The sequence below is a fragment of the Glycomyces sp. YM15 genome (assembly GCF_016918015.1).
Classification (GTDB): Bacteria; Actinomycetota; Actinomycetes; order Mycobacteriales; family Micromonosporaceae; genus Glycomyces.
Window position 1 is genome coordinate 144,557 of sequence record NZ_JAERMK010000001.1, and the last position, 25,658, is coordinate 170,214.

Sequence of the window (25,658 nt, forward strand, 5' to 3'; positions counted from 1 at the left end):
CCCCCGGGGGGGCCCCCCCCCCCCCCGCCCCCCGGGGGGGGGGGGGGGGCGGGGCCCCCGCCCCCCCCCCCCCCGCTTCGCGTTCGCGTTCACCAGCCGCGCTTGGCGAGCTTCTGCTCCTCGGAGAGGGTGTCGACGTTGATGCCGACCATGGCCTCGCCCAGACCGCGGGAGACTTCGGCGATGACCTTCGGGTCGTCGTAGAAGGCGGTGGCCTTGACGATGGCGGCGGCGCGCTTGGCCGGGTCGCCGGACTTGAAGATGCCGGAGCCCACGAAGACGCCTTCGGCGCCGAGCTGCATCATCATGGCCGCGTCGGCGGGGGTGGCGATGCCGCCGGCGGTGAAGAGCACCACCGGGAGCTTGCCGAGCTTGGCGACCTCGGCGACGAGCTCGTAAGGCGCGCGCAGTTCCTTGGCGGCGGCGTACAGCTCGGTGGAGTCGAGGGTGGTGAGCTTGCCGATGTCCTGGCGGATCTGTCGCATGTGGCGGGTGGCCTCGACGACGTTGCCGGTGCCGGCCTCGCCCTTGGAGCGGATCATGGCCGCGCCCTCGCTGATGCGGCGCAGGGCCTCGCCGAGGTTGGTCGCGCCGCACACGAACGGCACGTTGTACTGCCACTTGTCGATGTGGTTGGCCTCGTCGGCCGGGGTGAGGACCTCGGACTCGTCCACGTAGTCGACGCCGAGGGACTCCAGGACGGCCGCTTCGGTGAAGTGGCCGATCCGGGCCTTGGCCATGACGGGGATCGAGACGGCTTCGATGATGCCGTCGATCATGTCGGGGTCGCTCATTCGCGAGACGCCGCCTTCGCGGCGGATGTCGGCGGGGACGCGTTCGAGGGCCATGACCGCCACGGCCCCGGCGTCCTCGGCGATCCTGGCCTGCTCGGGGGTGACGACGTCCATGATGACGCCGCCCTTCAGCATGTCGGCCATGCCGCGCTTGACGCGGGCGGTCCCGATCTCGGCCTCGGGCTTCTGGGTCTCTGACACGGTCACCGGCTCCATCTGAGGTAGTACGTCGCGGGCAGGGTCGACTCGCGGATCGCAAGTCCTCCCGATATGCAGGGGTGATCTGACCTCGACGATTCTACGCCGCGACCCGCCTCACAGATCCCTTGATACAAAGCGGGCAGGAGGGCTTTCAGTGCACCGGGTCCTCGATGTCCCAGTACTCGGGGCGGGGCAGGCGGCGGTGCAGGCGGAGCACGACTGACATGGGGAGGGAGCGGGAGGCGACGGCGTCGCGCACGAAGTCGCTGTGGATCTGGCGGGCGAGGGCCACGCGGCGGTTGGCGGCGTCGAGGTCGTCGGACCAGAGGGGGTTCTCGGAGAGTTCGCGCAGGGCGCGGGTGAGGTCGTTCTCGGCGTACTCGCGCAGTTCGCGCTGGCGCTGGGTGTCGGCGGGGACGGCGACGACGGAAAGGGCCAGGGCGACGACCTCCTCGAAACCGGGGTTGCCGACGAATTTGAGGACGGTCTCGGCGCGGTCGTCGAGCTTGGCGAGGAGGGCGCCTTCGGCGGCGTGGGCGCGGCGGTGCAGGCGTTCGACGCGGGTGACCGTCCACGTCGCGTACGCGCCGACGACGGCCACGAACGCCACGAGCACAGCCAACCACCACATCGGGCTGATCTTACGGTGAAGCGCCCACCTCTGGTTTCCCGGTGGTGGACGCTTGTGCGGGTTCGGGTCTGGGACTAGGTCTCAGCTCCGGTTTCGGCGCGGAAGTTGCGGACCTGCCAGGCGGCCATGAGGCCGAGCAGGAAGGCCAGCGCTCCGACGATGATGTTGTTCCATGCGAGGCTCATCGGCGGATCGGTGATGAGCACCCATGGCGAGATCGCCAGCCAGATACCGACGGCGCACAATGCCCAGCTCATGCCGTACATGCGCTCGGGAGTCACGGTGAATCCGAGCGCGAGCAGCCCGACCGCGATACCGACGATCAGGTTGTGCGTCGCGACGTCCGCCTGCGTAGCCGAGAATCCGACCACCCAGGGGGAGATGATGCAGTACAGGCCGAGAAGGAAGATCGGGGCGTCGATCATCGCCACGTCCCTCCGGCTGAGCATCCTGTCGTATCGGGCCCGCATCTCGTGAACGTCCGGGTGCGCCGTCATCGGCTCGCCCCGGTGAGAGATATCGGCCATCGATCTGCCCTCCGTGGGTCCGCGCGCGTGCGGTTCCGGCACGGGACTACGCGGCCCCTTCGCCTCATTATGTACCCATTTCGCACGCAGAGTAAAGGGGCGATCACTGATTTTGTAGGTCTCAGCGGCGTTCGGTGCCCGCTTCGATCGCGGCGCGGTAGACCTCGAGGAGGCGGGAGGCGACTTCGGGCCAGTCGTAGCGCTTGACCCATTCGTTGGCGCGTTCGACGTACGCCGTACGGAGTTCTTGGTCGTCGAGGAGGCGGGCGGCCTTGGCGGCGAGGTCGTCGGCGTCGCCGACGGCGAACAGCTCCCCCGCGTTCCCGTCGTCGAGGACGGAGCTGAACGCCTCGATGTCGGAGGCGAGGACGCAGGTCCCCGCGGCCATGGCCTCGGTGAGGATCATGCCGAAGGACTCGCCGCCGGTGTTGGGGGCGACGTAGAGGTCGACGCCGGCGAGCATCGAGGCCTTCTCCTCGTCGGGCACGGCGCCGAGGAAGCGGATGCGGCGGGCGATGTCGGGGTCGAGCCCGGCGACGGCCGCTTCGGGGTCGCCGCGGCCGACCACGACCAGGTGGAGGTCGGGTCGTTCGGCCGCGAGCTGCGCGAACGCCTCGCGGAGGATCGGGAAGCCCTTGCGGGGCTCGGTGTAGCGGCCCATGAAGCCGATCGTGGGGCCGTCGGGTCGGTCCAGGAGCGGGGCGGCCTTGCGGTAGAAGGCGACCGAGACGCCGTTGGGGATCTCGACCGCGCCGCCGCCGAGGTGCTCGACCTGGACCTTGCGGGCGTAGGGGCTCACCGCGATCCGCGCGGAGAGGCTCTCGAGCACGAGCTGCGCCATGTGCTTCCCTGCCGCGAGGATCCGCGAGCGGGTCATCGCCGTGTGGAAGGTGGCGACGACGGGGCAGCGGGCGTTGAGGACCGCGAGGCACGAGAGGCTCGGGGTGAGCGGCTCGTGCACGTGGATGACGTCGAAGTTCCCTTCGGCGCACCACTTGCGGACGCGGGCGGCCGAGCGGGGCCCGAACGCGAGCCGTGCGATCGACCCGTTGTAGGGCACGGCGACGGCCTTGCCGCCGGGGACCACGAAGTCCGGCAGGCCCTCGGTCTCGCTGGCGGGGGCCAGGACCGAGACGTCGTGCCCGGCGTCGATGAGGGTCTCGGCGAGGTCGCGGATGTGGAACTGGACCCCGCCGGGGACGTCGAAGGAGTACGGGCTGACGATCCCGATCCGCAGGTCGCCCATGTCAGCCCGCGTCTTCCTGCGGCGCGTCGAAATCGGCGGACCAGAAGCGCTGCAGCATGTGCCAGTCGGCGGGATGGGCTCGGATGCCCTCCTCGAAGGCCTCGGCCATCCGCTGAGTCGTGCCCGCCACGCGCTCGCGGAACGACCCGGTGCCGGTGTCGACCGGGCCGGTGATATGGCAGACGGCGCGGTCGTCCTCGTAGTGGATCGCGGCCGTGAACAGCTCCACGCGGTTGCGGATCGCCAGCAGCGCGGGTCCCGTGGGGAAGGTGGTGGCCTCGCCGAAGAACTTCACGTCGGTGCCGCCGCGGCCGAGGTCGCGGTCGGCGACGAGCGCGACCACGTGCCCGTTGTCGAGCGCTTCCCCAAGGGCCGCTTGGGGGTTGCGATCGCCGCCGGAGGTAGGGATGATCTGCATGCCGAGCGATTCGCGGTATTCGAGGAACCGCCGGTAGACCCCTTCGGGTTTGAGCCGCTCGGCGACGGTGGTCAGTCTGTCCTTGGCGACCGCGCCGACCCAGGCGCCCGCGAAGTCCCAGTTCCCGCAGTGCGGGAGCGCCACGATCGAGCCCAGACCCTGCCGGGCGCGTTCGTGGACGGGCTCGTAGCCGTTCATCTCGAACTTGCGCTGCAGCTGGGCGGTGCTCATCGAGGGCAGCCGGAACGCCTCCAGCCAGTACCGGGCGTACGAGCGCATCGCCTGGCGCATCAGCGCCTCATCGGGCTCGGTGCCGACGACGCGGGCGAGATTCCTGCGCAGTTGCCGCACGCCCCGGCCGTCCTTCTTCAGGGCCCGGTCCGCGAAGCGGTCACCGAGGGCGCCCGCGGCGCGTTCGGGGAGGAGCCGCACGCCGCGCCATGCGGCCAGGTAGGCCAGCTCGGTGAGGCGCTCAGACATCGATGTGCTCCTCGCTCGCCGCCAGCGCGGCGCGGGCGAACACGAGGCGCTGCACCACGGTGATCGAGGCGAGCACGGCCAACAGGCCCAGGCCGACCTCGAGCGCCCACGGCACGCCCAGGACCTCGACGAGGACCGCGACGGCGGCGATGATGAGCCGCTCGGGGCGCTCGGCGATGCCCACATTGCACTCGGCGCCGAGCGATTCCGCGCGGGCCTTCACGTACGAGACCATCTGCGAGGCGATGAGCGCCCAGAGCGCCAGCGCGCCGCCCAGGCCGCGGTCCTCCGCGAGGAGGAAGTAGGCGAGGCCCGCGAAGATCGCGCCGTCGGCGAGGCGGTCGCAAGTGGAGTCGAGGAGCGCGCCGTAGCGGCTGCTGGTGCCCTTGACGCGGGCGATAGCGCCGTCGAGCATGTCGGTGAGCACGGACGCGGCGACCACGATGAGGCCCGCGAGCAGATGGCCGGGCGCGAGGAGCAGCACGGAGGCGCCGACGACCACTGCGGTCCCGGCCACGGTGACGGCGTTGGCGGACACGCCGACGCGGATGAGGACCTTCGCGGCGGCGTCGACGTAACGGCGTACGCCCGCTCGGCCGGAGGTCCGAAGGAACTTCGCCATGGTCTCCTGTTTTTCTCAGACTGGCCCAAGTGGGTGTTCGGGCGAGTGGGTCGGTCCTCGCCCCCCGGACCGGGCCGGGGAGGAGTCCCATCTTGACTCTAACGGGGTTCGGCCGGTCACACCCGCTCCCATGCGGCTGCGAGCTCCGCCCGGGTGTCCTTCAGCAGTTGCGGGAGCGTCTTGGTGCGCCCGATGATGGGCATGAAGTTCGCGTCGCCGCCCCAGCGCGGGACGATGTGCTGGTGCAGGTGGCCGGCGATCCCGGCGCCCGCGACCTGGCCCTGGTTCATGCCGATGTTGAACCCGTGCGCGCCCATCACTGCGCGCAGGACGGTCATGGCGCGCTGCGTCAGCGCGCCCATCTCGGCGATCTCGTCGGCGTCGAGGTCGGTGTAGTCGGGGACGTGCCGGAAGGGCACGACCATGAGGTGACCGTTGTTGTACGGGTACTTGTTCATGACCACGTACATGGCCGAGGCGCGGGCGACGATGTTGCCGTCCGCGTCGTCGAGCTTGGGGATCTCGCAGAACGGGCAGCCCTCGACGTCCTCGTCATCGCCGGTGGGCTTGCCTTCGCCTTGGATGTAGGACATGCGGTGCGGGGTCCACAGCCGCTCGTACCCGTCGGGGACGCCGACGCCTTCGCGCTCTTCCACGGAACGATCGTAGGCCACGCGGGTTGCGAGCCGGAAACCCGACGAAAACACCGTGACACCCCGTGTCGGTTAAGCTCCGGACGTGACGTTGCCCCAGCTGTACCTCGTTGTGCTGATCGGCTGCGTCACCGTGCTCCTCTCCATCGCGGCGCTGCGCGCGACGCAGCGGATGGGGCTCCCGGCACTGCTGGTGTTCCTCGGCGCGGGCCTGGTGCTCGGCGAGGACGGCGTGGGCATCCCGTTCGGGGACTTCGAGCTCGCTCAGGCGCTCGGCACGTTCGCGCTGGCGCTCATCCTCATCGAGGGCGGCCTCTCGACCCGTTGGACGGCGATCTCCAGGCAGGTGGCCCCAGCGGGGATGCTCGCGACCCTCGGGATCGGGGTCTCGGTCGCGATCACGGCGCTCGGAGCGCATTTCCTGCTCGGCTTCGACTGGCAGCTCGCGCTCACCCTCGGCGCGGTCGTGGCCTCGACCGATGCGGCTGCGGTCTTCTCGGTGCTGCGCGGCATCGGACTGCCGAAGCGGCTCAGCGGGACCTTGGAGGCCGAGTCGGGATTCAACGACGCGCCCGCGGTGATCCTGGTCCTGGCATTCTCCACGGCAGCGGGCATCCCGGCCCCGCTCCACCTGCTCGGGAGCCTGGTGTGGGAACTCGCGGTGGGCTCCATGATCGGCGTCGCCGTGGGGTTCGGCGGGGCCTGGCTGCTGCGGCGGCTTGCGCTGCCGGCCTCGGGCCTCTACCCGCTCGCGGTCTTCAGCCTCGGTATGGCCGCGTTCGCGGCGGCCGGGACCCTGCACGCGTCGGGGTTCATCGCGGCGTATCTGGCGGCGCTCGTCCTCGGCAACTCGCACTTGCCGCACCGGGCGGCGACGCAGTCGTTCGCTACGGGCCTGGGTTGGATGGCGCAGCTCGGCATGTTCGTGATGCTGGGTCTGCTGGCCTCACCGTCGAACCTGCTCCAGGCGATCGTGCCCGGCCTGGTCCTCGGCGTGGTGCTCACCCTCGTCGCGCGGCCGCTCGCGGTGTGCTTGTCGTTGCTGCCCTTCAAGTTCACACTCAAGGAACAGGTGCTCTTGTCGTGGGCGGGCCTGCGCGGCGCGATCCCGATCGTCCTGGCGACGATCCCCCACGCGGCGCACCTGCCCGGTGCGCAGGAGCTGTGGGACATCGTGTTCGTGCTCGTCGTGGTCTTCACCTTGCTCCAGGGCCCGACCCTGCCGTGGGTGGCACGGAGGCTGGGCCTCTCGCAGGAGGCGATCGTCCAAGAGGTCGACATCGAGACCGCTCCGCTGGATGCGGTGGACGGCGAGGTCCTCACCATCACCGTGCAGAAAGGTTCCGGTCTGGCGGGCATCAGGATCTTCGAACTGCGCCTGCCGGAGGGCAGCGCGATCGCCGGAGTCGTGCGGGGCGACCGGCTGTTCGTTCCCGCGAAGGCCGACCGCCTCCGCTCAGGCGACCAGCTCCTCGTCGTCACCAGCCCGAAGCTCCGCCTAGCGACAGAGCAACGCCTCACCGCACTTGCGAGGGCCGGAAGACTGGCCCGCTGGCTCGGAGAAACCGGCAAAGACTTACATGTGGGACCATATAGCGCATGAAACGAGTGACAGTGCGTTTTCCGAGGACCTTTGTCAAGAAGTCGGTGAGTGCGCAAAGGCCCTCGGAATCTCAAGGTCGGAGTACGCACGCCGAGCGCTGACACGCCGATTGGGCGAGCCCGAAGCGCACCAGGCTCCAACCTCCGCCGCTCAGGCGACCCGCCACGAGTGATCACCGATCGTCGCCACGGTCTCGACCTTGCCGCCGAGGGCCGCAACATATGCGCGGTAGTTCTCGATACCGGAAATCTCGCCGGACTCGATTTTTGAGACTCTCGCCTGGGTGACCCCCAGAATGCGGGCGACTTCTGCCTGAGTCATCTGCGCAGTCTTGCGCATCTCGGCGAGCTGGTGACCACGAAGGTATGCCTGGTGCCGCTCCTTCGCCAGGGCTTCCGCGGCCTCATACTCAGCATCACTGAGGGGGCTACTGGCCCTCAGCTCCGCCTTGAGGTCGTCCCAGTCAACGTACTTAGTCATCGCCGTCCTCCGTTTCCAACGACTCGAGATGCTCGGCGTACCGATCATCCGCGATGCGCATCGCCTTTCGATACCAGAGCCGCCACTGTCCGGCCTTTCGAGTGCGGAGCAGTCGCTGCCCTAGGCCTCTTCGGTTGCGGCGCTAGGGCCTTCGTTGATTCGGGATTCGACGATGTCCACCACGTGGGCGATGGCCTCGTCAGCGGGGACGCCGTTGCGCTGGGAGCCGTCGCGGTAGCGGAACGAGACGGTGCCCGCGTGCTGGTCGTCGTCTCCGGCGATGACCATGAACGGGATCTTCTGCAGCTGGGCGTTGCGAACCTTCTTCTGCATCCGGTCGTCCGCGTGGTCGACCTCGCCGCGGATGCCCGCCGCGCGGAGCCTCCCGAAGAACGCCTCCAGATAGTCGGCGTTCTCGTCGCGGACCGGGATGCCGACGGCCTGGACCGGGGCCAGCCACGCCGGGAACGCGCCCGCGTAGTGCTCGGTGAGCACGCCGAAGAACCGCTCGATCGAGCCGAAGAGCGCGCGGTGGATCATCACCGGCTGCTTGCGGGTGCCGTCGGCCGCCGAGTACTCCAGGTTGAAGCGCGCGGGCTGGTTGAAGTCGAGCTGGATGGTCGACATCTGCCAGGTCCGGCCGATCGCGTCCTTGGCCTGGACGGAGATCTTCGGGCCGTAGAAGGCCGCGCCGCCCGGGTCCGGGACCAGGTCGAGGCCCGACTCCTCCGCCACCTGGCGCAGGACCGCGGTCGCCTCTTCCCACATCACGTCGTCGCCGATGAACTTGTCGGAGTCGCCCTTGGTGGAGAGCTCCAGGTAGAAGTCGTTGAGCCCGTAGTCGCGCAGCAGCTGCAGCACGAACTCCAGGAGGCTCTTGATCTCGCCCGGCGCCTGCTCCTGGGTGCAGTAGATGTGCGCGTCGTCCTGGGTCAGGCCGCGCACGCGGGTGAGCCCCTGGACCACCCCGGACTTCTCGTAGCGGTACACGGTCCCGAACTCCGACAGGCGCAGCGGCAGCTCCCGGTAGGAGCGGCCGCGCGCACGGAAGATCAGGTTGTGCATCGGGCAGTTCATGGCCTTGAGGTAGTAGTCCGCGCCCTCGAGCTCCATCGGGGGGAACATGCCCTCGCTGTAGTGGGGCAGGTGCCCCGAGGTGAGGAACAGGTTCTCCTTGGTGATGTGCGGGGTGTTCACCAGCTCGTAGCCGGCCTCGCGCTGGCGTTCGCGCAGGTAGGACTCCATCTCATACCGGATGATGCCGCCCTTGGGGTGGAACACCGGCAGGCCCGGGCCGATCTCTTCGGGGAACGAGAACAGGTCGAGCTGCTGGCCCAGCTTGCGGTGGTCGCGCTTCTCGGCCTCGGCGAGGCGCGCGAGGTAGTCCTTCTGCTCCTGGACGGTCGGCCAGGCGGTGCCGTAGATGCGCTGCAGCTGCGGGTTCTTCTCCGAGCCCATCCAGTACGCGGCGGCCGAGCGCATGATCTTGACGGCCCCGATGAGCTTGGTCGAGGGCAGGTGCGGGCCGCGGCAGAGGTCGCCCCAGACGCGTTCGCCGTTGCGGTCGTGGTTGTCGTACGCGGTGAGCTCGCCGCCGCCGACCTCCATGACCTCGTCGGCGTCGGTGCCCTCGCCCTTGGTCTCGATGAGCTCGAGCTTGTACGGCTCGCCCGCGAGTTCGGCGCGGGCCTCGTCGAGGGACGCGTACTTGCGGCGGTGGAAGGTCTGCCCCTGCTTGATGATCTGGAGCATCCGCTTCTCGACGGCCTTGAGGTCGTCGGGGTTGAACGGCTCCTCGACGTCGAAGTCGTAGTAGAAGCCGTCGGTGATCGGCGGGCCGATGCCCAGCTTGGCCTGGTGCAGCTCCTGCACCGCCTGCGCCATGACGTGCGCGGCGGAGTGGCGCATCACGTTGAGACCGTCGGGGCTGTTCAGCGGTACGGGCTCGACCTTGGTGTCGGATTCGGGGGCCCAGGAGAGGTCGCGCAGCTGCCCGTCGGCGTCGCGGACGACGACGATCGCGTTCGGGCCGTTGCCGGGGAGGCCGGCCTCGGCCACCGCTTCAGCGCACGTGGTGCCAGCAGTGACCCACAGCGGTTCGATGACGGCTGGGCTGCTGTGGTTCGGCGCTGCGGGTGCCACGGTTCTCCTCGTTCGATGCTGGTCATCGGAGTTTCCGATGTCGGATAACGGGTCCATGGTAGTAGCCGCCAGGCGGTGGACTCCATCGCATTAGTCCCGTGCCAATTTATGACTCGCAAGCTTCGTCAAGCCTGTGAGCGCGTCGGAGATTGCCTCGGGTCGGGACTTGACCTTGGTCCCGGCACCAAGGTTTACGGTCGTCGTATGACCGCGCCAACCGTCACTCTGACCGTCGGGAAGCTCGCCGAGGAGGTGGGCGTCTCGTCCGACGCCATCCGTCACTGGGAGCGCGAGGGCCTGTTCCCCGCGCCCGAGCGCAGCCCGTCCGGGTACCGCCGGTACGGTTCGGCCGAGCTCGACCGGGCCCGCTTCATCCGGGCGTGCCAACGCGCCGGGCTGCGCCTGTCCGACATCGCGGACCTGCTGGCGGTGCGCGACACCGGCACGTGCCCGTGCGAGCCGGCCGGGCAGCATCTCGAGCGCCGGATCGGCGAGATCACGGCGGAGATCGTCCGGCTGGAGGGGCTGCGGAGCCAGCTGACGGACATGCTGCGGGCGGTCGACTCGGGTACGTGCGATCCGCCACTGCCCGAGAACTGGTGTCCCCCGTCCTCGGCGAAGCTTGCGAGCCGTGAAACTGCTGAGTCCGCCGATGGAGGTGAGTGCAAGTGACGATGACCGACGAGTGCTGCGACTGCTGCAATGACAGCGCGTGCGACTGCGGTGGGCAGGATTGCTGCCACGGCTGCTGCGAGAAGTAGACGAAGCGAGGCGGGGGCGCCCCCCGCCCCCCCGGGGGGGCGGGGGGGCGCCCGCGCGCGCCCCTGGGGGGGGGGGCGGTGTGCTAAGACCCGCACCCGGGGCCCCCCCCCCCGGGACCGGTGGGGCGGGGGGGGGCCGCGCCTCGGCCGCCTATTCGGCGGTGAGCACGATCTTGCCGAAGTGTCCGCCCGCGCCCATGACCCGGTGGGCTTCGGCCGCCTCCGTGAGCGGCATGCGGGTCGTGACGACCGGTTCGATCTCCCCTGAGTCGAGTGCGGGCCAGATGCGTTCGAAGGCTTCGGCGAGGATCTGGCGCCGCTGTTCGAGCGGGCGGGCCCGGAGGGTCGTGCCGGTGATGGTGGCGCGCTTGGCGAGGAGGCCGCCGAGGTGGATCTGCGCGGCGGCGCCCTGCTGGAGGCCGATGATCGCGAGGCGTCCGTCCTGCGCCAGCGCCTTGAGGTTCGGCTCGAAGTAGGCCGCGCCGATCACGTCGAGGATCGCGTCCGCGCCGCCGGCTTCCATGGCGAGCGCCGCGAAGTCCTCGCTGCGGTAGTCGATGACGCGGTCGGCGCCGAGGGCTTGGAGCTTCTGGGTCCATTCGGCGCGGGCGGTCGTCCAGGTCTCCGCGTCGGCGAGCTTCTTCGCGAACTGGATCGCGAACGTCCCGATGCCGCCGGCGCCGCCGTGCACGAGCACGCGGCGCTTGCGGTCGGCCTCCGCTTCCAGCAGATATCCCAGGTTCGAGTACACCGTCGCGGCGACCTCGGGCAGTCCGGCCGCGTCGACCAGCGACACGTTCTCAGGTTTCGGGAGCACCAGTCCGGCGTCCACCGTGACGTATCGGGCGTAGCCGCCGCCGGGGAGGAGGGCGCAGACCTCGGCGCCGAGAAAGGACGCGTTGTCGTCGCTGCCGACGTTGACGATCGTGCCGGAGACTTCGAGGCCGGGCCAGGCGGGGGCGCCGGGCGGGCTCGGGTAGTGCCCGGCGACTTGGAGGAGGTCGGCGCGGTTGACGCCGGCGGCGGCGACCTCGATGAGGACGTCATCGGGGCCGGGCGCGGGTTCGGGGACCTGGGCGGCGGTGAGGCGGCCGTCGGCGACGGTCATGGCAAGCATCCCCGCATAGTAAGACTCCGGTCGGAGTCACCGGCGCGATACCCGCCGATACCTCATGTTAGTCCCGTTTGGATTTACGAGTTCCCTTGTGTTGCAAGAGATCAGGGTTGCTCACTCGAGTGTCCGGGGAAGAGGTGCGCTTCGGGGTCGATCACCACTGCGGCGTTGTTCACCGCCGTGGCGGCCTCACCGAAGCCGGTGGCGATGAGCTTGACCTTGCCTGGGTACGATGCGATGTCGCCCGCGGCGTAGACGCGCGGCAGGTTGGTGGCCATCGTGGAGTCCACGGCGATGCTGCGCCGGTCGAGGTCGAGGCCCCACTCCCCCAGGGGCCCGAGATCGGCGGTGAACCCGAGCGCCGCCACGATCGCGTCGGCCGGGAGCTCTTGTGGCCCCTCGTCTTTCACGTCGATGGTCACGCCGCTCACTTGCTCGGTGCCGTGGATGGCGGTGACCTGGGCGTTGACGCGCACCGGGACGCCGAGGGACCGCACGTGGTCCACGGTGGCCTGATGGGCGCGGAACTTCTCGCGGCGGTGCACGATCACGGTGCTGCGGGCGATGCCGTGGAGGGCGATCGCCCAGTCGAACGCGGAGTCGCCGCCGCCGACGATCACCACGTCCTGCCCGGCGTGCGCGGCGAGTTCGGGGACGAAGTAGACGATGCCCGCGCCGTGGAAGTCCTCGGCCGCGGGCAGCGGCCGGGGCGCGAAGCTGCCGAGGCCGCCGGTGATGAGCACGGCTTCAGCCTCGATGACCTGGCCGTCGGCCAGTTTCAGCACGGGCTTGCCGTCGCGGTGCTCGAGCTTGCTCGCCTGGCGGCCGAGGAGGTACTCCGGTTCGAACGGCGCCGCTTGGCGCAGCAGGTTGTTCACCAGGTCGCGGCCCTTGATAGAGGGGAATCCGGCCACGTCGAGAATCTGCTTCTCGGGGTACATGGCCGTGATCTGGCCGCCCGCTTCGGGAAGCGCATCGAGGACCGCGGTCTTCAGGCCGCGGAAGCCCGCGTAGTAGGCGGCGAAGAGCCCGGTGGGACCGGCGCCGACGATCACGAGGTCGACGGTGAGGACTGGCATGGACGATCACCGACTCCGTTGTAGGGACACGTCTCGACATCCTAGCGATCGAGCGGCCCCGATGGGGCTTCGCGGAGGCGCGTCTCCGCGAAGCCCCATCGGATCAGAGCGCGCGAAACGGGCCGGTGACTTCGAAGGTCATGCCGCCGGAGCTGGAGCCGGTGGTGCCGCGCTGGGACGAGAAGTAGAGGCGGTCGCCCGCCGGGTTGAACGCCGGGCCGCAGATCTCGGAGGAACCGTGGCCCGAGAGCCGCAGGAACGGCGCCACGATGTCGTCGGGCGTGATGATGCAGATCTCCATGTTGCCGCCGTCCTCGGCGACGAACAGGTCGCCGCCGGCGGTGGCGCCGGTGATGTTGTCGACGCCGGTGAGCGGCGCGCTCGAGGTGAGGTTGTCGTCGTAGGCGATCGCGATCGTGTGGTTGACCGCGTCGTAGGCCCAGACCCGGTTGTCGCCCTTGGTGGTGAAGAAGCACACGCCGTCGGCGTAGTAGCACCCCTCGCCGCCGTTGAAGCGCTTGGTGTTCGCGACCTGGTAGCGGGTCGCGGTGGGCGAGCCGTCCGGGTCCGGCACGTTCTTCCAGGTGAGGGCCCCGCCCGATTCGGTGAGGACCTGCAACTGCCCGGAGGCGAGGTTCCCCCAGGTGGTGGGCTTGAAGCGGTAGAACGCGCCGTCCGAGACGTCCTCGGTCAGGTAGACGACGCCGCGCTCGGCGTCGCACGCGGCGGCCTCGTGCTTGAAGCGGCCCATGGCGGGCCGCTGGACGGCGGCGTCGACGCCGAACGGGTCCGTCTCGTACACGTAGCCGCGGTCGACCTCCTCGCAGGAGATCCAGGTGTTCCAGGGGGTGGCGCCGCCCGCGCAGTTGCTGCGGGTGCCGGACAGGGTGCGGTAGGCGTCGACCACGGTCCCGGTGGAGTCGAACCGCAGGGAGCTGACGCCGCCGTTCCCGGAGGGCAACTCGGAGTTGGAGGTGTAGATCCAACCGTCGCCGTCCGCGAAGCACGCGCCGCCGTCGGGGGCGCCGTGCCAGGTGTAGGAGGTGCCCGGCACGGTCTGGGAGGAGCGGGCGACGACGCGGGAGCTGAAGCCCTGCGGGAGGAGGACGCCGTTGGCGTCGGCGGACTGGAGCGGCCCGTACGGGCTCGGCCCGGTCTGGACGGGGTAGGCGGCGAAGGAGGAGCGGGTCATCGTGAAGCCGAAGGCGACTGAGCCGGTGCCGACCACGGCTGCTCGCAGGACGTTTCGACGTTGCATGAGCGGTTCCTTTGCGGGCGAACTGATGGGGATCGCTTGGCCCACTTACCGTATGGAATCGGCGGCGCTCCGCGTGGCAACTCGGCGGGACGGATCGGTGATGTCTCGATGACCGAGACGTGAACGCGCTCCGCGCACGACGCGGCGCCGCAGCGCGCGGTCTCAGATCGGCTCCAACACCGCCAACGGGTTCCCTTGGGCGACAAGGTCACCCGGACCGGCCAGGACCTTCAGGACCCGCCCTTCCCGCGGCGCGAGGACCGGCGTCTCCATCTTCATCGCCTCCAGGACGAACAGCGTGTCGCCGGCGACGACCTCCTGACCCGGCTCGACCAGGGCCTTCCACACCGCGGCGGCCAGCGGCGCGGCCACCACGGCCCCACCCGGCGGGGCGGACACGTCCTCGGTCGGGGCGGCGGGCGGTTCGGCCTGCTGGCGGTCGAACTCGCCCGAGGCCTCCCAGGCGGCGCGTTCGGCGGCGAACGCCGCCGCTTGGCGCGCTTTGAAAGCGTCGATGCCTTCGGCATTGGCGTCGAGGAAGCGGCGGTAGTCGGCGTATCGGAACTCCCCTTCGGCGGTCTGCGGGACGAAGCGCCCCGCGTCCATCTCGGCCCGCAGCTCCCCCAGCTCCTCGGTGCCGACCGGGTACCAGCGGATGCGGTCGAAGAAGCGCAGCAGCCACGGTTTGCCCTCGGTGAAGGGCCCGCGCTGGCGGTGGGTGTTCCAGACCTGCACGGTGCGGCCGACGAACTGATAGCCGCCAGGGCCTTCCATGCCGTAGATGCACAGGTAGGCGCCGCCGATGCCGACCGCGTTCTGCGGCGTCCAGGTGCGCGCCGGGTTGTACTTGGTGGTCACGAGCCGGTGCCGCGGGTCGAGCGGGGTGGCCACTGGCGCGCCGAGGTAGACGTCGCCGAGGCCGAGCACCATGTACTCGGCCTCGAACACCGTGCGGTACACGTCGTCCACCGTGTCCAGTCCGTTCATGCGGCGGATGAACTCGACGTTCCACGGGCACCAGGGCGCGTCGTCGCGCACCCCGTTCATGTACCGGTCGATGGCCTCGCGGGTGGCCGGGTCGTCCCAGGACAGCGGGAGCCGCACTTCGCGGCTCGGCACCGCGAGCTCCGCCGTGGAGGGCAGGGTCGATTCGATATCTGTCAGTTGATCGACGAGCGCGGACTGGCGCAGCCGGGCCGGATCGAAGTGGACCTGGAGACTGCGCACGCCCGGGGTGAGGTCGAGCAGCACGTCGTCGCCGAACCGCGCTGCGACGGCCTCGGCGAGGGCGTGCACGCGCATCCGCAAGGCCAGGTCGAGCAGGTTGGGGCCGTATTCGATGAGCACGTTGTCGTCGCCTGAGCGGCGGTACGTGACGGCCGGGGCGTCCGGGCGGGCGGCGATGCGATCCAGCACCCCGCCGTCCGCGACCGCGGCGCGGTCGGGGGCCGGGGCGAGCGCCGGGCGCCGCCGGGCGGCCGGGACGCCCGCGTCGCCGACGGGGACGAAGCGCACCGCGTCGCCGGGCCGCAGCTGCCCGAGCCGCCACCGGTGGGCCGCGATCACCGTTGCGGGGCAGACGAAGCCGCCGAGGCTCGGCCCGTCGGGCCCGAGGAGGACCGGCATGTCGCCGGTGAAGTCGACCGCGCCGATCGCGTACGCGTTGTCGTGGATGTTCGAGGGGTGGAGTCCGGCCTCGCCGCCGTCCGGGCGGGCCCAGCGCGGTTTAGGGCCGGTGAGGCGCACCCCGGTGCGGGCGGAGTTGAAATGGACTTCCCAACGGGCGCTGTAGAAGTCGTCCATGTCCTCGCGAGTGAAGTACTCGGGTGCGGCGTGCGGGCCCTCCACGACGGGGAGTTCCCACACGTTCGTGAACTGCGGACGGTCCGCTTCGGGCACCGGGGCGGGCTCGCCCGCTCCGGCGGGCGCGGAGCGAAGCACGTCGCCGGTCTTGAGCGCGCCTCCGGTGAGGCCGCCGATCTCGCCGAGGGTGAAGGTGGCGGCCGAGCCGAGGTAGAGCGGCACGTCGAGGCCGCCGCGCACGAGCAGGTAGGTGCGGATGCCGGCGACATCGGGCGCGCCGATCGCGAGCTCGGCCCCGGCGGGGACGGTGAACGGTTCCCATTGCGGTGCAGGCGTTCCGGCCACGGTCACCGGGGCGGGTGCGCCCGTGACGCACACGGTGGTGGCGTGGCTGAACCGCAGGGTCGGTCCCTGCGCTACGCATTCGAGGCCGGGGGCGCCCTCGGGGTTGCCGAGGGCGCGATTGCCGAGCCGGAACGACAGGTCGTCCATCGGGCCCGAGGGCGGCAGGCCGACCTGCCAGTAGCCGGTGCGGCCGGGCCAGTCCTGGATCGTGGTCTGCGTCCCGGCCGTGAGCACGTCGATGCGGGGGCGCGGGTCGTGCACGTCGGCGAGGGTCGCGGTGGTGTGGCGGGCGGCCGCGAACTCGGGGTGGGCGAGAGCGGCGGCGAGTTGGCCCTGGTTGGTCTCGACGCCGGCGATCCGCAGCTCCCCCAGGGCGTTCGCTGCGGCGGCGACGGCGTCCGCTCTGGTGGGGCCGTGGCTGATGAGCTTGGCGATCATCGGGTCGTAGTGGGGGCCGACCTCGGCCCCGGCTTCGATCCACGTGTCGACGCGGACGCGCTCGGGAAGCGTGAGGTGGGTGACCGTGCCGGTGGAGGGCCGGTGGCCCTGGGCGGGGTCCTCGGCGTACAGGCGGGTCTGCACGGCGTGGCCGCCGGCGCGCAGCGGTCTGCGCATCGGGGCCGTGTCGCCTTGGGCGAGGCACAGCATCCACTCCACGAGGTCCACGCCGAAGACCGCTTCGGTGACGGGATGCTCGACCTGGAGGCGGGTGTTCACTTCGAGGAACGCGACCTCCTCGCGTTCGGTGTCGTAGAGGAACTCGACGGTGCCCGCGGAGCGGTAGCGCACGTCCGCGCAGAGCCGCTGCGCCGCTTGCTGGTAGCGCTCGCGCAGGTGGTCCGGGACGTCGGGGGCGGGGGCCTCTTCGATCACCTTCTGGTTGCGGCGCTGGAGGGTGCAGTCGCGGTCGCCGAGGACCGTGACCGCGCCGAGTCCGTCGCCGAAGACCTGCGCCTCGAGGTGGCGGGCGCGGCGCACGAGCCGTTCGAGGAAGAGCCCGGCGTCGCCGAATCCGGTCTCGGCGAGGCGCTTCACGCTGCCCCAGGCCTCGCGGAGCTCCGCGGGGTTCGCGGCCGGGCGCATTCCGATGCCGCCGCCGCCTCCGGTCGCTTTGAGCATCACGGGGTAGCCGATCCGGTCGGCCTCGGCGAGGGCGTGCGCCACGTCCTCGAGGAGTCCGGTCCCGGCGAGCAGCGGGACCCCGGCGGCTTCGGCGGCGGCCCGCGCGGTGTGCTTGGCGCCGAACAGGTCCAGGTGCTCCGGGGCGGGGCCGACGAACGCGATGCCGGCGCCCTCGACCGTGCGCGCGAATGCGGCGTTCTCGGAGAGGAACCCGTATCCGGGGTGGATCGCACCCGCGCCGGTCGCGGCGGCGGCCTCGAGGATCGCCTCGGGCCGCAGGTAGGAATCGGCGGGGGCCGGGCCGCCGATGCGCACCGCAGCGTCGGCGGCGTCGACGTGCGCGGCGGCCCGGTCGGCATCCGAGTAGACCGCGATCGTCTTGAGCCCCATGCGTTTGGCGGTGGCGATGACGCGCACGGCGATCTCGCCGCGGTTGGCGATGAGGAGGGTGTCGAAGGACAAGTCAGGACTCCGCTCTCGTCGAGGCTTGCGAGGCGTCGATTCGTGTCGTGACGGCGACGCGGACGGCGGTGGGGTTGAACGCGTTGCACGGGTTGTTGATCTGGGGGCAGTTGGAGATGAGGGCGATGACGTCCCGCTCGGCGCGCAGCGCCACCTCGAGGCCCGGCGCGGAGATGCCGTCGACGATGCCCAGGCAGCCGTCGTCCTCGACGGGCACGTTCATGAACCAGTTGACGTTGCCGGTCATGTCGCGCTTGCCCAGGCCCCACTTGGCGCCTTCGTGGAGGAAGTTCTCGACGCATGCGTGCTGGGCCCAGGTCTGGTGGCCGTAGCGGAGGGTGTTGGACTCCTTGGAGCACGCCCCGCCGATGGTGTCGTGGCGGCCGCAGTTGTCGGCGATCACCGTCGCCAGTGGACGGTGCTCGACGTCGCGCAGGATCGAGCCGGTGGTGAGGAACAGCGCCCCGGCGGCCGCGATCGTGTGCTGGGCGCTGTAGCGCAGGGCGGTGTCGGCGGCGTCGAAGAGGAGGAAGTCGACGGCCTGGTTGCCTTCGAGGTCGGTGATGCGCAGGGTCTGCCCGGCGGCGACGAGCCCGGACCAGGGGGCGCGGGCGTCGACACGGTGCTCTTGGACGACATGTGCAGTGACGGTCTCGGCGGTCATGCGGCGGCTCCGATCCGGGCGGCGGTGTTGGCGAGGGCGCGGCGGCCCTCAGGGGTGGCGTCCCAGCGGGCGTCGCCCGGGGCGGTGGGGCGCTCGCGCCAGGCGAGGACGCGCACCGGGGTGGCGGTGTAGTCCTCGCGCGGGTCGAGCGCGTGCGGGGCGTTGGCGAGCATGACCAGGAGCGGTGCCTCGGCGAGGAGGCGCACCCGCCGACCGGGACCGGTGCCGCCGAGCCAGTGCAGGCGGCCCTCGCCGTCCGCTTTGAGGCCTTTGAAGAGCGCGATGGTCTGCGGGAGGTCGCGGGCGGAGAGGTCGTGCTTTGCGGCGGCGAGTTTGAGCAGTTCGCGGGCGGCCGGGGTCGGGCCCCACGGCGTGCCGTCGCCGTAGCGCTCCTCGTTCTGGGCGGACGCGGTCGCGCCGCAGAACGCGTCATGGCGGCCGGACTCGTCGAGCACCAGGCTCACCAGCGCGCGCCCCTGGTCGGAGAGCAGGAGGCTGCCCTGGCCGAGGTAGGCGTTCCACTGGACCTTGACGGTGTCGGGGACGCAGAGGCGCTCCCAGGGGGTTCCGGCCCAGGCGAGGGCGAGGTGGACGCAGGCGTCGCCGTCGAGGTCGGTGAGTTCGAGGACGGTGCCGGGGGCGATCACCTGGTGGGCGTAGCCGCCGCCGGCGACGGTCTCGGCCCAGAGGAGGCGTTCGGGGTCGATGCCTTCTGGTGCATGGGGACTGGTGGTGGCGGGGACCCAGGCGCGTTCGGTGGCAGCGGCGGCGGCCTCTTGGGCGCGGGCGTGGTCGCGGGCGGCGTAGGTGCTGCCGGTTGCCGATGGTTCGGCTTGGGGTTCAGGGGTTTCGGTCATGGCGGCCTCCGCTCCGATCAATTTCTGTCGCTTGACAGAAATTAGCTCCGCGAGTGTTCGCGGCCGTGACTTTCACGTTTCGGCTTGATTGCGTGGAGCGCACAACCGGTGCGGCCCGCGCGGGTCCGGGACGCGGCAAAGGCTCCCGCGTGCGGCATGGCGGCCGTACGCGGGAGCCTGGTTGCGGCGCTTAGGCTTTCGAGGCCGCCGGTTCGAGGACGACCGCGGATGCCGGCGCGGGGGCGCGGTAGGCCTTGGCGGGGCGCAGCAGTGCGACCGCCGCGTAGGCCGCGGCGCCCGCGAGGAACGCGATGAAGGTGGGCCAGCCGTCGAAGGTCGCGGTGATCGCGTCGTTCTCGAAGTACAGCAGGTCGTTCGGGGCGCCGTACACCGTCGGGGTGAGGGCGAACAGCACCAGCCGGACGGTGAAGCCCACGGCGATCGCGGCCGCTGCGGCGGCCGCGCCGCCGCGCTTCCACCAGTGACCCAGGGCGAACGGCACGACGAGGCCCGCGAGCATGAGGTCGAAGGCGAGGGTGAGCAGGATGCCGGTCTGCGGCACGCGCAAAGCCACGAGGACGGCGAGGCCCACGATCGGGAACATCGCGATGCGGCTGGCCCGCAGCAGCGGGTCCTTGCCCGCACCGAAGATCTTCAGCTCGGGGAGCTTGCCGCCGTCGGTTTCCCGGATGCCCGCGATGTTGCGGGCGGCGACGGCGCCCGTCCCGAGGATCGCGCCGTTGGCGGTCGAGCACGAGGCGGCCACGATGGCGGCGAGCACCAGCATGGCCAGCCAGGCCGGGGCGTGGTCTTCGAGGAGCGTGAAGAGGACCGCGGAGCCCGCGTCGGGGCCGACGATGTCGGCCGCGGAGAGGGCCACGTAGGTGAAGGGGATGCCGATGAGGAGGGTTCCGGCCGCGCCGAGGAAGCAGGCCCGGCGGGCGACCGAAGGGCTCTTGGCGGAGAAGATCCGCTGCATGAAGTCGATGGCGACGATGTCGCCGACACCGAGGGCGATGAGGGTGGCCCAGTTGATCGGCGCGCCTTGGGCCGGGTCGGTCAGCTGGCCGAGGTCGAAGGCGCCCATGCCCTCGGGCACGGTGATCCCGTGCGTCGCGGCCACCCAGGTGAACAGGGAGGCGGTGCCGACGATGGTGATGATCATCTGGGCGGCGGCGGTGTAGGAGTCGGAGAACATGCCGCCGGCGACGGTGTAGGTCATGACCACGGCGACGATGAGCAGCACGCCCAGGCGATAGTCGATGCCGAGGAAGTGCTCGAACAGGAAGCCGCCCGCCACGAGGTTCCCGGCGAGGAGCAGCACGTATGCGCCGATCATCGCGACCGAGGCGATCAGTTCGATCCGGCGGCCGTACCGGCGGGCGTACCAGTCGGGGAGGGTGAGGAGCTTGGCGGCGTTCATGCGGCGGGCGAAGAACAGGCCGGTGAGGAGCAGGCACAGGGCGAGCCCGATGGGGAGGCCGGCACCGGCCCAGAAGCCGAAGCCGTAGGCCAGGTCGGTGTTGCCGAGGGTGGCGTTGGAGTCGACCGCCTGGGCCATGAGCCCGGCGGCGACGAGCGGGATGCCGAGGGTGCGTCCCGCGACGAGGTAGCGGCCGGAGTCCCCGTCCACTTTCTTGGAGACGACGAGGCCGATGACCAGGACGACGACGATTGAGAGCCCTACACCGAGGAGTATCATCGGGCACCTTCCGGGGTTGTTTTCTGTCAGTCGATAGAAATCAACCGCTTCGCGATTTCGATCAACTGACAGAATTTATTTCACCGGCATGAACACCCCCGCACAACGGCAACACGCGAATGCCCGCTCGAGGCCCTGAACCGCGCGCGCCGACCGGATCGGAAGCCCGCGAACTAGACTGGTGCGCGCACACAGGACAGGAAGGCGAACCGATGCCCACCGCAGCGAAGGAGTCCCCCGCGGACCGGCCCAAGCGGCGGGTCGGCCGCCCCAGGGTCGCCCCGGAGCCCGGCGACGGCACCGCCCGGGCCGCCGAACCCCGCGACCAGCTCCTCGCCGCCGCGGCCGAACTCTTCACCGTCCAGGGCTACACCGCCACCTCCACGCGCGCCATCGCCGCCAGGGCCGGGATGCGCCAGGCCAGCATGTACTACCACTTCCCCAGCAAGGAAGCCCTGCTCAGCAGCCTCCTCGAGACCACCGTGGCCCCCTCCCTCGAATTCGCCGAATGGGCGCTGGCCGAACAGGACGCCGCCGCCGAAGCGCGGCTGTGGGCCCTCGCCCGCATCGACGCCGCGCAACTCGCCGGGGCCAGCCACAACCTCGGCGCGCTCTACCTCCTGCCCGAGGTGCGCCAGGAGGCCTTCGCGCCGTTCCGCGAGATGCGCGAGCGCCTGCGCGAGTCCTACCGCGAGCTGCTCGGCCGCACCGGCGCCGCCCGCGACTACCCGCCCGGCGGCCTCGCCCAGCGCGCGAACCTCGTGTTCGGCCTCGTCGAAGGCGTGATCCTCGCCCGTCTCGAGAACGCCCCGGTCGCCGACCCCGCCACCTACTCGGCCGGCGTCGCCGACGGCGTGCTGCGCCTCGCCGAATGCGGCGACCTCGCCGCCGCGCGCCTCCAGGGCCTGCGGCTGTGCGCCGACTGGATCGAGCGCTCCGGCCACCTCTCGAGCACCACGACAGCGAAGGACCGCGCATGACGACGACCCCCGGCAAGACCGCTCTCATCACCGGCATCACCGGTCAGGACGGCTCGTACCTGACCGAGCTGCTGCTCGCGAAGGGCTACACGGTCCACGGGATCGTCCGGCACGCGTCGTCGGTCATCGCCAACACCTCCCGCCTCGACGCGGTCTACCAGGACCCGCACGAGTCGGGGCGGAAGCTCTTCCTGCACAAGGGCGACGTGACCGACGCGGGGATGCTGGTGAACCTCATCCGGGACGTGCGGCCCGACGAGATCTACAACCTCGCCGCGCAGAGCCACGTTCGCGTCAGCTTCGACCTGCCCGAGTACACCGCGAACGTGACCGCGCTCGGCGTGATCCGGCTCCTGGAGGCCGTGCGCGCCAGCGGCATCGACACCCGGATCTACCAGGCGTCCACTTCGGAGATGTTCGGTCTGGCCGCGCCGCCGCAGGACGAGACCACGCCGTTCCATCCGCGCAGCCCCTATGGGGTCGCGAAGGTCTACGCGCACTGGGCCACGGTGAACTACCGGGAGTCCTACGGCATGTTCGCCGTCAGCGGGATCTGCTTCAACCACGAGAGCCCGAGGCGCGGCGAGACGTTCGTGACCCGCAAGATCACCCGCGCGGTGGCCCGGATCGAGGCGGGACTGGAGCAGAAGGTCTTCCTCGGCAACATGGACGCGGTGCGCGACTGGGGCTACGCGCCCGAGTACGTGGAGGCCATGTGGCTCATGCTCCAGCAGGACGAGCCCGTCGACTACGTGCTCGCCACCGGCCGGCCCGCCACGGTGCGCGACTTCGCCGAAGCCGCGTTCGGCCACGCGGGCCTCGACTGGCGCGACCACGTCGAGCACGACGAGCGGTACGAGCGCCCCGCCGAAGTCCCCGAGCTCATCGGCAACCCGGCCAAGATCGCCCGCGAGATCGGCTGGAAGGCGAAGGTCCACTGGGACGAGCTGGCACGGATCATGGTCGACGCGGACCGGAAGGCCCTCTGAGACGGTTACCCTCGTGGCATGACTGATCTCAGCGCTCCGATCGGACTGAACGACGGCATCGCGATGCCCCGCATCGGCTACGGCACCTACAAGGTCGGCGACGATGAGGCCCAGCAGGCCGTCGAGGCCGCGCTCGCCACCGGCTACCGGCTGATCGACACGGCCGAGATGTACGGCAACGAGGTCGGCGTCGGCCGCGCGGTGGCCGCATCGGGCCTCCCGCGCGAGGAGGTCTTCCTCACCACGAAGGTCTGGAACGACCACCACGGCGCCGAGGCCGCCCGCGCCGCGCTCGAGGCCTCGCTCGAGCGCCTCGGCACCGACTACATCGACCTGTACCTGATCCACTGGCCCTCCCCCAAGCAGGGCCTGTACCCCGAGACCTTCAAGGCCCTGCTCAAGGCCAGGGACGAGGGCCTGATCCGCTCGGCGGGCGTCTCGAACTTCCTGCCGAAGCACCTCGACAAGGTCCGCGAGGCCACGGGGGTGTACCCCTCGGTGAACCAGGTCGAGCTGCACCCGTACTTCAACCAGCCCGAACTGCGCGCCTGGCACGCCGAGCGCGGCATCGCCACCGAGTCCTGGGGCCCGCTCGGCCAGCGCACCGGCTCGGTCCTCGCCGAACCGGCCGTCACGGCCGCCGCCGCGGCGCACGGGAAGAGCCCGGGCCAGGTCGTGATCCGCTGGCACCTGCAGCACGGCTGCATCGTGATCCCCAAGTCCTCCAAGCAGACCCGCATCGCTGAGAACTTCCACGTGTTCGACTTCGCGCTCTCCGACGACGAGATGGCGGCGATCGACGCGCTGGAGACCGGTCGGCGCCAGGGCATCGACCCGGGCAGCAACGAACGCTGACATGGACGTGAGCGGGGCGGGTGGCCTGGCCCCCCGCCCCGCTGCGCTTCTCGACCGTGCCGGAGCGGCGCTACTCGATCGGGACTCCCGCCGCGAGCCGCCGCAGCTCGGCGACATGCCCGTTGAAGGCGGCCTTCCCCGCGGGGGTGAGGGCGGCCCAGGTGTGAGTCCGTCCATCCAGAGGGGACTTCCTGACACGGAGGTAGCCGGCGTCCTCGAGCGCTTTGAGTTGCTTGCTGAGAACGGAATCGCTGACGCCGAGGGCTTCGCGGAGGGCGGCGAACTCGACCTCGTTCATCGCCGAGAGCATCGAGCAGATCCGCAACCGGTTGGGCGCGTGGATGATCTCGTCGAACTTCGCTTCGGCGCTCATGAGGGGTCACGCAGCTCGGCGCGGACCACCTTGTCGTAGTGGCGGCCCCAGAGCGTCATCGTCACGCCGACCGCGAGGCCGGTGAGGAGCGCGGTCCAGCGGATCTCCAGGCCCATGCTGAACACCGAGCCCGCGATGGCGATCGCGAGCGTGACGATCAACAGGAGGGTGATGCTGCGGCGGGCCTTCGGGCCGCCGTCGAATCCGCTCATCCACACGCGGGCTTTGCGGCGGTAGGCGGACATGAGGAGGAAGACGCCCAGGGCGTAGACCGCGATCACTCCCATCAGGACGGGGAACGCGACGCCGATCGTCGCGACGGTGATGAGTCCGCCTACGAGGACGCCGAGCACCGGGTGGTACCACCACGGCGTGATGAGCCGGTCGGCCATGTCGGAACGGGACTCCTGCACCGCGGCGAGGGCGGCCTGCGCTTCCTGGGGGCTCAGTTGACTTTCCATGTCGGAAAGTCTAGCCCGCGACTTTCCATCACGTCAAGTCGCGGCTTTCCGCAACGGCAAGTCTCTCGCGCTGCGATGGTCTGCAATCGAGTGCCAAGCGGGTAGGCTCGCGCGCATGAGCGAACTGAGCACAGCGATCACCCTGTCCGGCGGCGCAGAGATCCCCCGGTACGGCTACGGCACCTTCAGGATCGACGACGGCAGCGACGTGCAGTCCGCGGTCGAGACCGCGCTCGAGACCGGCTACCGACTCGTCGACACCGCCGTCGGCTACAACAACGAAACCGGCGTCGGCCGCGCCATCAAGGCGTCCGGCGTCGCCCGCGGCGACATCTTCCTCACCAGCAAGACCTGGGACCACGGCTACGACGAGGTCCGCCGCAACCTGAACGAGTCCCTCGAGCGACTCGGCACCGACTACCTGGACCTGTACCTGCTCCACTGGCCCCGCCCGCAGGTCGACCTCTACGTCGAGTCCTGGCAGGCGCTCCTCGACGCCCGCTCCGAAGGCCTCCTCCGCTCGGCGGGCGTCTCGAACTTCACCATCGACCACCTCGCCCGCTGCGAGACCGAGACCGGTGCCGCCCCCGAGCTCAACCAGGTCGAGCTGCACCCCTATTTCAGCCAGCCCGAACTGCGCGCCTGGCACGCCGAGCACGGCGTCGTCACCGAATCCTGGGGCCCGCTCGGCCTGCGCGCGGGCGACCTCTTCGACGAACCCGCCGTCAAGGCCGTCGCCGAGGCCCACGACCGCACCCCCGCCCAAGTGGTGCTCCGCTGGAACCTCCAGCGCGGCAACGTCGTCATCCCCAAGTCGGTCACCCCCGAACGCATCCGCGAGAACTGGGAAGTCCTCGACTTCGCCCTCACCGACAAGGACCTCGCCGAGATCGACGCCCTCGACACCGGCGTCCGCCAAGGCGGCGACCCGCTCGAGATCAACTAGCGCTACCGAATCGGGGGGGGGGGGGGCCCCCCGCCCCCCCCCCCCCCCCGGCCGGGGCCGCCCCGCCCCGCCCCCCCCCCGCCCCCGCGG

General features: G+C 70.5%; 24 protein-coding genes. 6 read left to right on the forward strand and 18 right to left on the reverse strand.

The window, feature by feature from the left end; genetic code table 11:
• Window positions 1–89: 89 nt before the first annotated feature.
• The 7 genes from pdxS to JHY01_RS00690 form a co-directional block, all read right to left on the reverse strand.
• Window positions 90–1,010: a pyridoxal 5'-phosphate synthase lyase subunit PdxS gene (pdxS, locus tag JHY01_RS00660; RefSeq protein WP_205323663.1), complete on the reverse strand. Its 921-nt coding sequence runs from the start codon at window positions 1,008–1,010 to the stop codon at window positions 90–92.
• Between the two features lie 136 nt (window positions 1,011–1,146).
• A complete protein-coding gene (locus JHY01_RS00665) occupies window positions 1,147–1,626 on the reverse strand; it encodes a hypothetical protein (protein ID WP_205323664.1) in 480 nt (159 codons plus the stop codon).
• Between the two features lie 74 nt (window positions 1,627–1,700).
• A complete protein-coding gene (locus JHY01_RS00670; protein WP_205323665.1) occupies window positions 1,701–2,153 on the reverse strand; it encodes an SPW repeat protein in 453 nt (150 codons plus the stop codon).
• A gap of 121 nt (window positions 2,154–2,274) precedes the next feature.
• Entirely contained in the window at window positions 2,275–3,390 is a 1,116-nt protein-coding gene (locus tag JHY01_RS00675; protein ID WP_205324032.1) for a glycosyltransferase family 4 protein, read from the reverse strand.
• 10 nt (window positions 3,391–3,400) lie between these two features.
• Complete coding sequence (locus JHY01_RS00680; protein WP_205323666.1) at window positions 3,401–4,297, reverse strand: phosphatidylinositol mannoside acyltransferase; 897 nt, start codon at window positions 4,295–4,297, stop codon at window positions 3,401–3,403.
• Complete coding sequence (gene pgsA / locus JHY01_RS00685; RefSeq protein WP_205323667.1) at window positions 4,290–4,919, reverse strand: phosphatidylinositol phosphate synthase; 630 nt, start codon at window positions 4,917–4,919, stop codon at window positions 4,290–4,292. The genes JHY01_RS00680 and pgsA overlap by 8 nt, the downstream gene beginning before the upstream one ends.
• 116 nt (window positions 4,920–5,035) lie before the next feature.
• Window positions 5,036–5,575, reverse strand: coding sequence for an HIT domain-containing protein (locus tag JHY01_RS00690; RefSeq protein WP_307814110.1), 540 nt, complete (start codon window positions 5,573–5,575; stop codon window positions 5,036–5,038).
• Between the two features lie 82 nt (window positions 5,576–5,657).
• Between JHY01_RS00690 and JHY01_RS00695 the strand changes: the two genes are divergently transcribed.
• Window positions 5,658–7,175 (forward strand): potassium/proton antiporter, encoded by a 1,518-nt coding sequence (locus JHY01_RS00695; protein ID WP_205323668.1) that lies wholly within the window; start codon window positions 5,658–5,660, stop codon window positions 7,173–7,175.
• A 150-nt stretch (window positions 7,176–7,325) separates the two neighbouring features.
• On the opposite strand, the gene JHY01_RS00700 is transcribed toward JHY01_RS00695, so the two are convergent.
• On the reverse strand, window positions 7,326–7,655 hold the full coding sequence (locus JHY01_RS00700) for a helix-turn-helix transcriptional regulator (protein ID WP_205323669.1): 330 nt from the start codon (window positions 7,653–7,655) through the stop codon (window positions 7,326–7,328).
• A gap of 120 nt (window positions 7,656–7,775) precedes the next feature.
• Window positions 7,776–9,797 carry a threonine--tRNA ligase gene (gene thrS / locus JHY01_RS00705; protein WP_307814112.1) on the reverse strand — a complete coding sequence of 674 codons (2,022 nt, stop codon included), beginning with the start codon at window positions 9,795–9,797 and terminating at the stop codon, window positions 7,776–7,778.
• A 204-nt stretch (window positions 9,798–10,001) separates the two neighbouring features.
• Here thrS and JHY01_RS00710 point away from each other — a divergent pair, with 204 nt between their 5' ends.
• Window positions 10,002–10,469, forward strand: coding sequence for a MerR family transcriptional regulator (locus tag JHY01_RS00710; RefSeq protein ID WP_205323671.1), 468 nt, complete (start codon window positions 10,002–10,004; stop codon window positions 10,467–10,469).
• A gap of 240 nt (window positions 10,470–10,709) precedes the next feature.
• Here the strand turns inward: JHY01_RS00710 and JHY01_RS00715 are convergent, their stop codons facing one another.
• The 7 genes from JHY01_RS00715 to JHY01_RS00745 form a co-directional block, all read right to left on the reverse strand.
• Entirely contained in the window at window positions 10,710–11,675 is a 966-nt protein-coding gene (locus JHY01_RS00715; RefSeq protein ID WP_205323672.1) for an NAD(P)H-quinone oxidoreductase, read from the reverse strand.
• A gap of 101 nt (window positions 11,676–11,776) precedes the next feature.
• Window positions 11,777–12,751, reverse strand: a complete 975-nt coding sequence (locus JHY01_RS00720) for an NAD(P)/FAD-dependent oxidoreductase (protein WP_205323673.1) — start codon at window positions 12,749–12,751, stop codon at window positions 11,777–11,779.
• Between the two features lie 103 nt (window positions 12,752–12,854).
• On the reverse strand, window positions 12,855–14,009 hold the full coding sequence (locus JHY01_RS00725; protein WP_205323674.1) for an alkaline phosphatase PhoX: 1,155 nt from the start codon (window positions 14,007–14,009) through the stop codon (window positions 12,855–12,857).
• A 162-nt stretch (window positions 14,010–14,171) separates the two neighbouring features.
• Window positions 14,172–17,741, reverse strand: coding sequence for an urea carboxylase (gene uca, locus JHY01_RS00730; RefSeq protein ID WP_205323675.1), 3,570 nt, complete (start codon window positions 17,739–17,741; stop codon window positions 14,172–14,174).
• A gap of 1 nt (window position 17,742) precedes the next feature.
• Window positions 17,743–18,405 (reverse strand): urea amidolyase associated protein UAAP2, encoded by a 663-nt coding sequence (locus JHY01_RS00735; RefSeq protein WP_205323676.1) that lies wholly within the window; start codon window positions 18,403–18,405, stop codon window positions 17,743–17,745.
• Window positions 18,402–19,262 carry an urea amidolyase associated protein UAAP1 gene (locus JHY01_RS00740; RefSeq protein ID WP_205323677.1) on the reverse strand — a complete coding sequence of 287 codons (861 nt, stop codon included), beginning with the start codon at window positions 19,260–19,262 and terminating at the stop codon, window positions 18,402–18,404. Before JHY01_RS00740 ends, JHY01_RS00735 begins: the two co-directional genes overlap by 4 nt.
• Before the next feature lie 190 nt (window positions 19,263–19,452).
• Window positions 19,453–20,964, reverse strand: a complete 1,512-nt coding sequence (locus JHY01_RS00745) for a sodium:solute symporter family protein (RefSeq protein ID WP_205323678.1) — start codon at window positions 20,962–20,964, stop codon at window positions 19,453–19,455.
• Window positions 20,965–21,176: 212 nt separating this feature from the next.
• Here JHY01_RS00745 and JHY01_RS00750 point away from each other — a divergent pair, with 212 nt between their 5' ends.
• Genes JHY01_RS00750 through JHY01_RS00760 form a run of 3 tightly spaced genes read left to right on the forward strand, consistent with a single transcriptional unit; the run spans window position 21,177 to window position 23,788 of the window.
• Window positions 21,177–21,944 (forward strand): TetR/AcrR family transcriptional regulator, encoded by a 768-nt coding sequence (locus JHY01_RS00750; RefSeq protein ID WP_205323679.1) that lies wholly within the window; start codon window positions 21,177–21,179, stop codon window positions 21,942–21,944.
• Window positions 21,941–22,933 carry a GDP-mannose 4,6-dehydratase gene (gene gmd, locus JHY01_RS00755; protein ID WP_205323680.1) on the forward strand — a complete coding sequence of 331 codons (993 nt, stop codon included), beginning with the start codon at window positions 21,941–21,943 and terminating at the stop codon, window positions 22,931–22,933. Before JHY01_RS00750 ends, gmd begins: the two co-directional genes overlap by 4 nt.
• Window positions 22,934–22,951: 18 nt before the next feature.
• Window positions 22,952–23,788 carry an aldo/keto reductase gene (locus JHY01_RS00760; RefSeq protein ID WP_205323681.1) on the forward strand — a complete coding sequence of 279 codons (837 nt, stop codon included), beginning with the start codon at window positions 22,952–22,954 and terminating at the stop codon, window positions 23,786–23,788.
• 70 nt (window positions 23,789–23,858) lie between these two features.
• On the opposite strand, the gene JHY01_RS00765 is transcribed toward JHY01_RS00760, so the two are convergent.
• Both JHY01_RS00765 and JHY01_RS00770 read right to left on the reverse strand, forming a co-directional pair.
• Window positions 23,859–24,161: a transcriptional regulator gene (locus tag JHY01_RS00765; protein ID WP_205323682.1), complete on the reverse strand. Its 303-nt coding sequence runs from the start codon at window positions 24,159–24,161 to the stop codon at window positions 23,859–23,861.
• Window positions 24,158–24,622 carry a hypothetical protein gene (locus JHY01_RS00770; RefSeq protein ID WP_205323683.1) on the reverse strand — a complete coding sequence of 155 codons (465 nt, stop codon included), beginning with the start codon at window positions 24,620–24,622 and terminating at the stop codon, window positions 24,158–24,160. Before JHY01_RS00770 ends, JHY01_RS00765 begins: the two co-directional genes overlap by 4 nt.
• A gap of 115 nt (window positions 24,623–24,737) precedes the next feature.
• Here JHY01_RS00770 and JHY01_RS00775 point away from each other — a divergent pair, with 115 nt between their 5' ends.
• A complete protein-coding gene (locus tag JHY01_RS00775; RefSeq protein ID WP_240192215.1) occupies window positions 24,738–25,568 on the forward strand; it encodes an aldo/keto reductase in 831 nt (276 codons plus the stop codon).
• Window positions 25,569–25,658: the final 90 nt, after the last annotated feature.

Coding starts and splice junctions, on each gene's coding strand:
- pgsA (WP_205323667.1), bottom strand. CDS start 4,919: ATGGCGAAGTTCCTTCGGACCTCCGGCCGAGCGGGCGTACGCCGTTAC.
- JHY01_RS00740 (WP_205323677.1), bottom strand. CDS start 19,262: ATGACCGAAACCCCTGAACCCCAAGCCGAACCATCGGCAACCGGCAGC.
- JHY01_RS00725 (WP_205323674.1), bottom strand. CDS start 14,009: ATGCAACGTCGAAACGTCCTGCGAGCAGCCGTGGTCGGCACCGGCTCA.
- JHY01_RS00720 (WP_205323673.1), bottom strand. CDS start 12,751: ATGCCAGTCCTCACCGTCGACCTCGTGATCGTCGGCGCCGGTCCCACC.
- JHY01_RS00775 (WP_240192215.1), top strand. CDS start 24,738: ATGAGCGAACTGAGCACAGCGATCACCCTGTCCGGCGGCGCAGAGATC.
- JHY01_RS00700 (WP_205323669.1), bottom strand. CDS start 7,655: ATGACTAAGTACGTTGACTGGGACGACCTCAAGGCGGAGCTGAGGGCC.
- JHY01_RS00765 (WP_205323682.1), bottom strand. CDS start 24,161: ATGAGCGCCGAAGCGAAGTTCGACGAGATCATCCACGCGCCCAACCGG.
- pdxS (WP_205323663.1), bottom strand. CDS start 1,010: ATGGAGCCGGTGACCGTGTCAGAGACCCAGAAGCCCGAGGCCGAGATC.
- JHY01_RS00670 (WP_205323665.1), bottom strand. CDS start 2,153: ATGGCCGATATCTCTCACCGGGGCGAGCCGATGACGGCGCACCCGGAC.
- JHY01_RS00715 (WP_205323672.1), bottom strand. CDS start 11,675: ATGCTTGCCATGACCGTCGCCGACGGCCGCCTCACCGCCGCCCAGGTC.
- JHY01_RS00680 (WP_205323666.1), bottom strand. CDS start 4,297: ATGTCTGAGCGCCTCACCGAGCTGGCCTACCTGGCCGCATGGCGCGGC.
- JHY01_RS00750 (WP_205323679.1), top strand. CDS start 21,177: ATGCCCACCGCAGCGAAGGAGTCCCCCGCGGACCGGCCCAAGCGGCGG.
- JHY01_RS00735 (WP_205323676.1), bottom strand. CDS start 18,405: ATGACCGCCGAGACCGTCACTGCACATGTCGTCCAAGAGCACCGTGTC.
- JHY01_RS00760 (WP_205323681.1), top strand. CDS start 22,952: ATGACTGATCTCAGCGCTCCGATCGGACTGAACGACGGCATCGCGATG.
- gmd (WP_205323680.1), top strand. CDS start 21,941: ATGACGACGACCCCCGGCAAGACCGCTCTCATCACCGGCATCACCGGT.
- JHY01_RS00710 (WP_205323671.1), top strand. CDS start 10,002: ATGACCGCGCCAACCGTCACTCTGACCGTCGGGAAGCTCGCCGAGGAG.
- JHY01_RS00770 (WP_205323683.1), bottom strand. CDS start 24,622: ATGGAAAGTCAACTGAGCCCCCAGGAAGCGCAGGCCGCCCTCGCCGCG.
- JHY01_RS00665 (WP_205323664.1), bottom strand. CDS start 1,626: ATGTGGTGGTTGGCTGTGCTCGTGGCGTTCGTGGCCGTCGTCGGCGCG.
- JHY01_RS00745 (WP_205323678.1), bottom strand. CDS start 20,964: ATGATACTCCTCGGTGTAGGGCTCTCAATCGTCGTCGTCCTGGTCATC.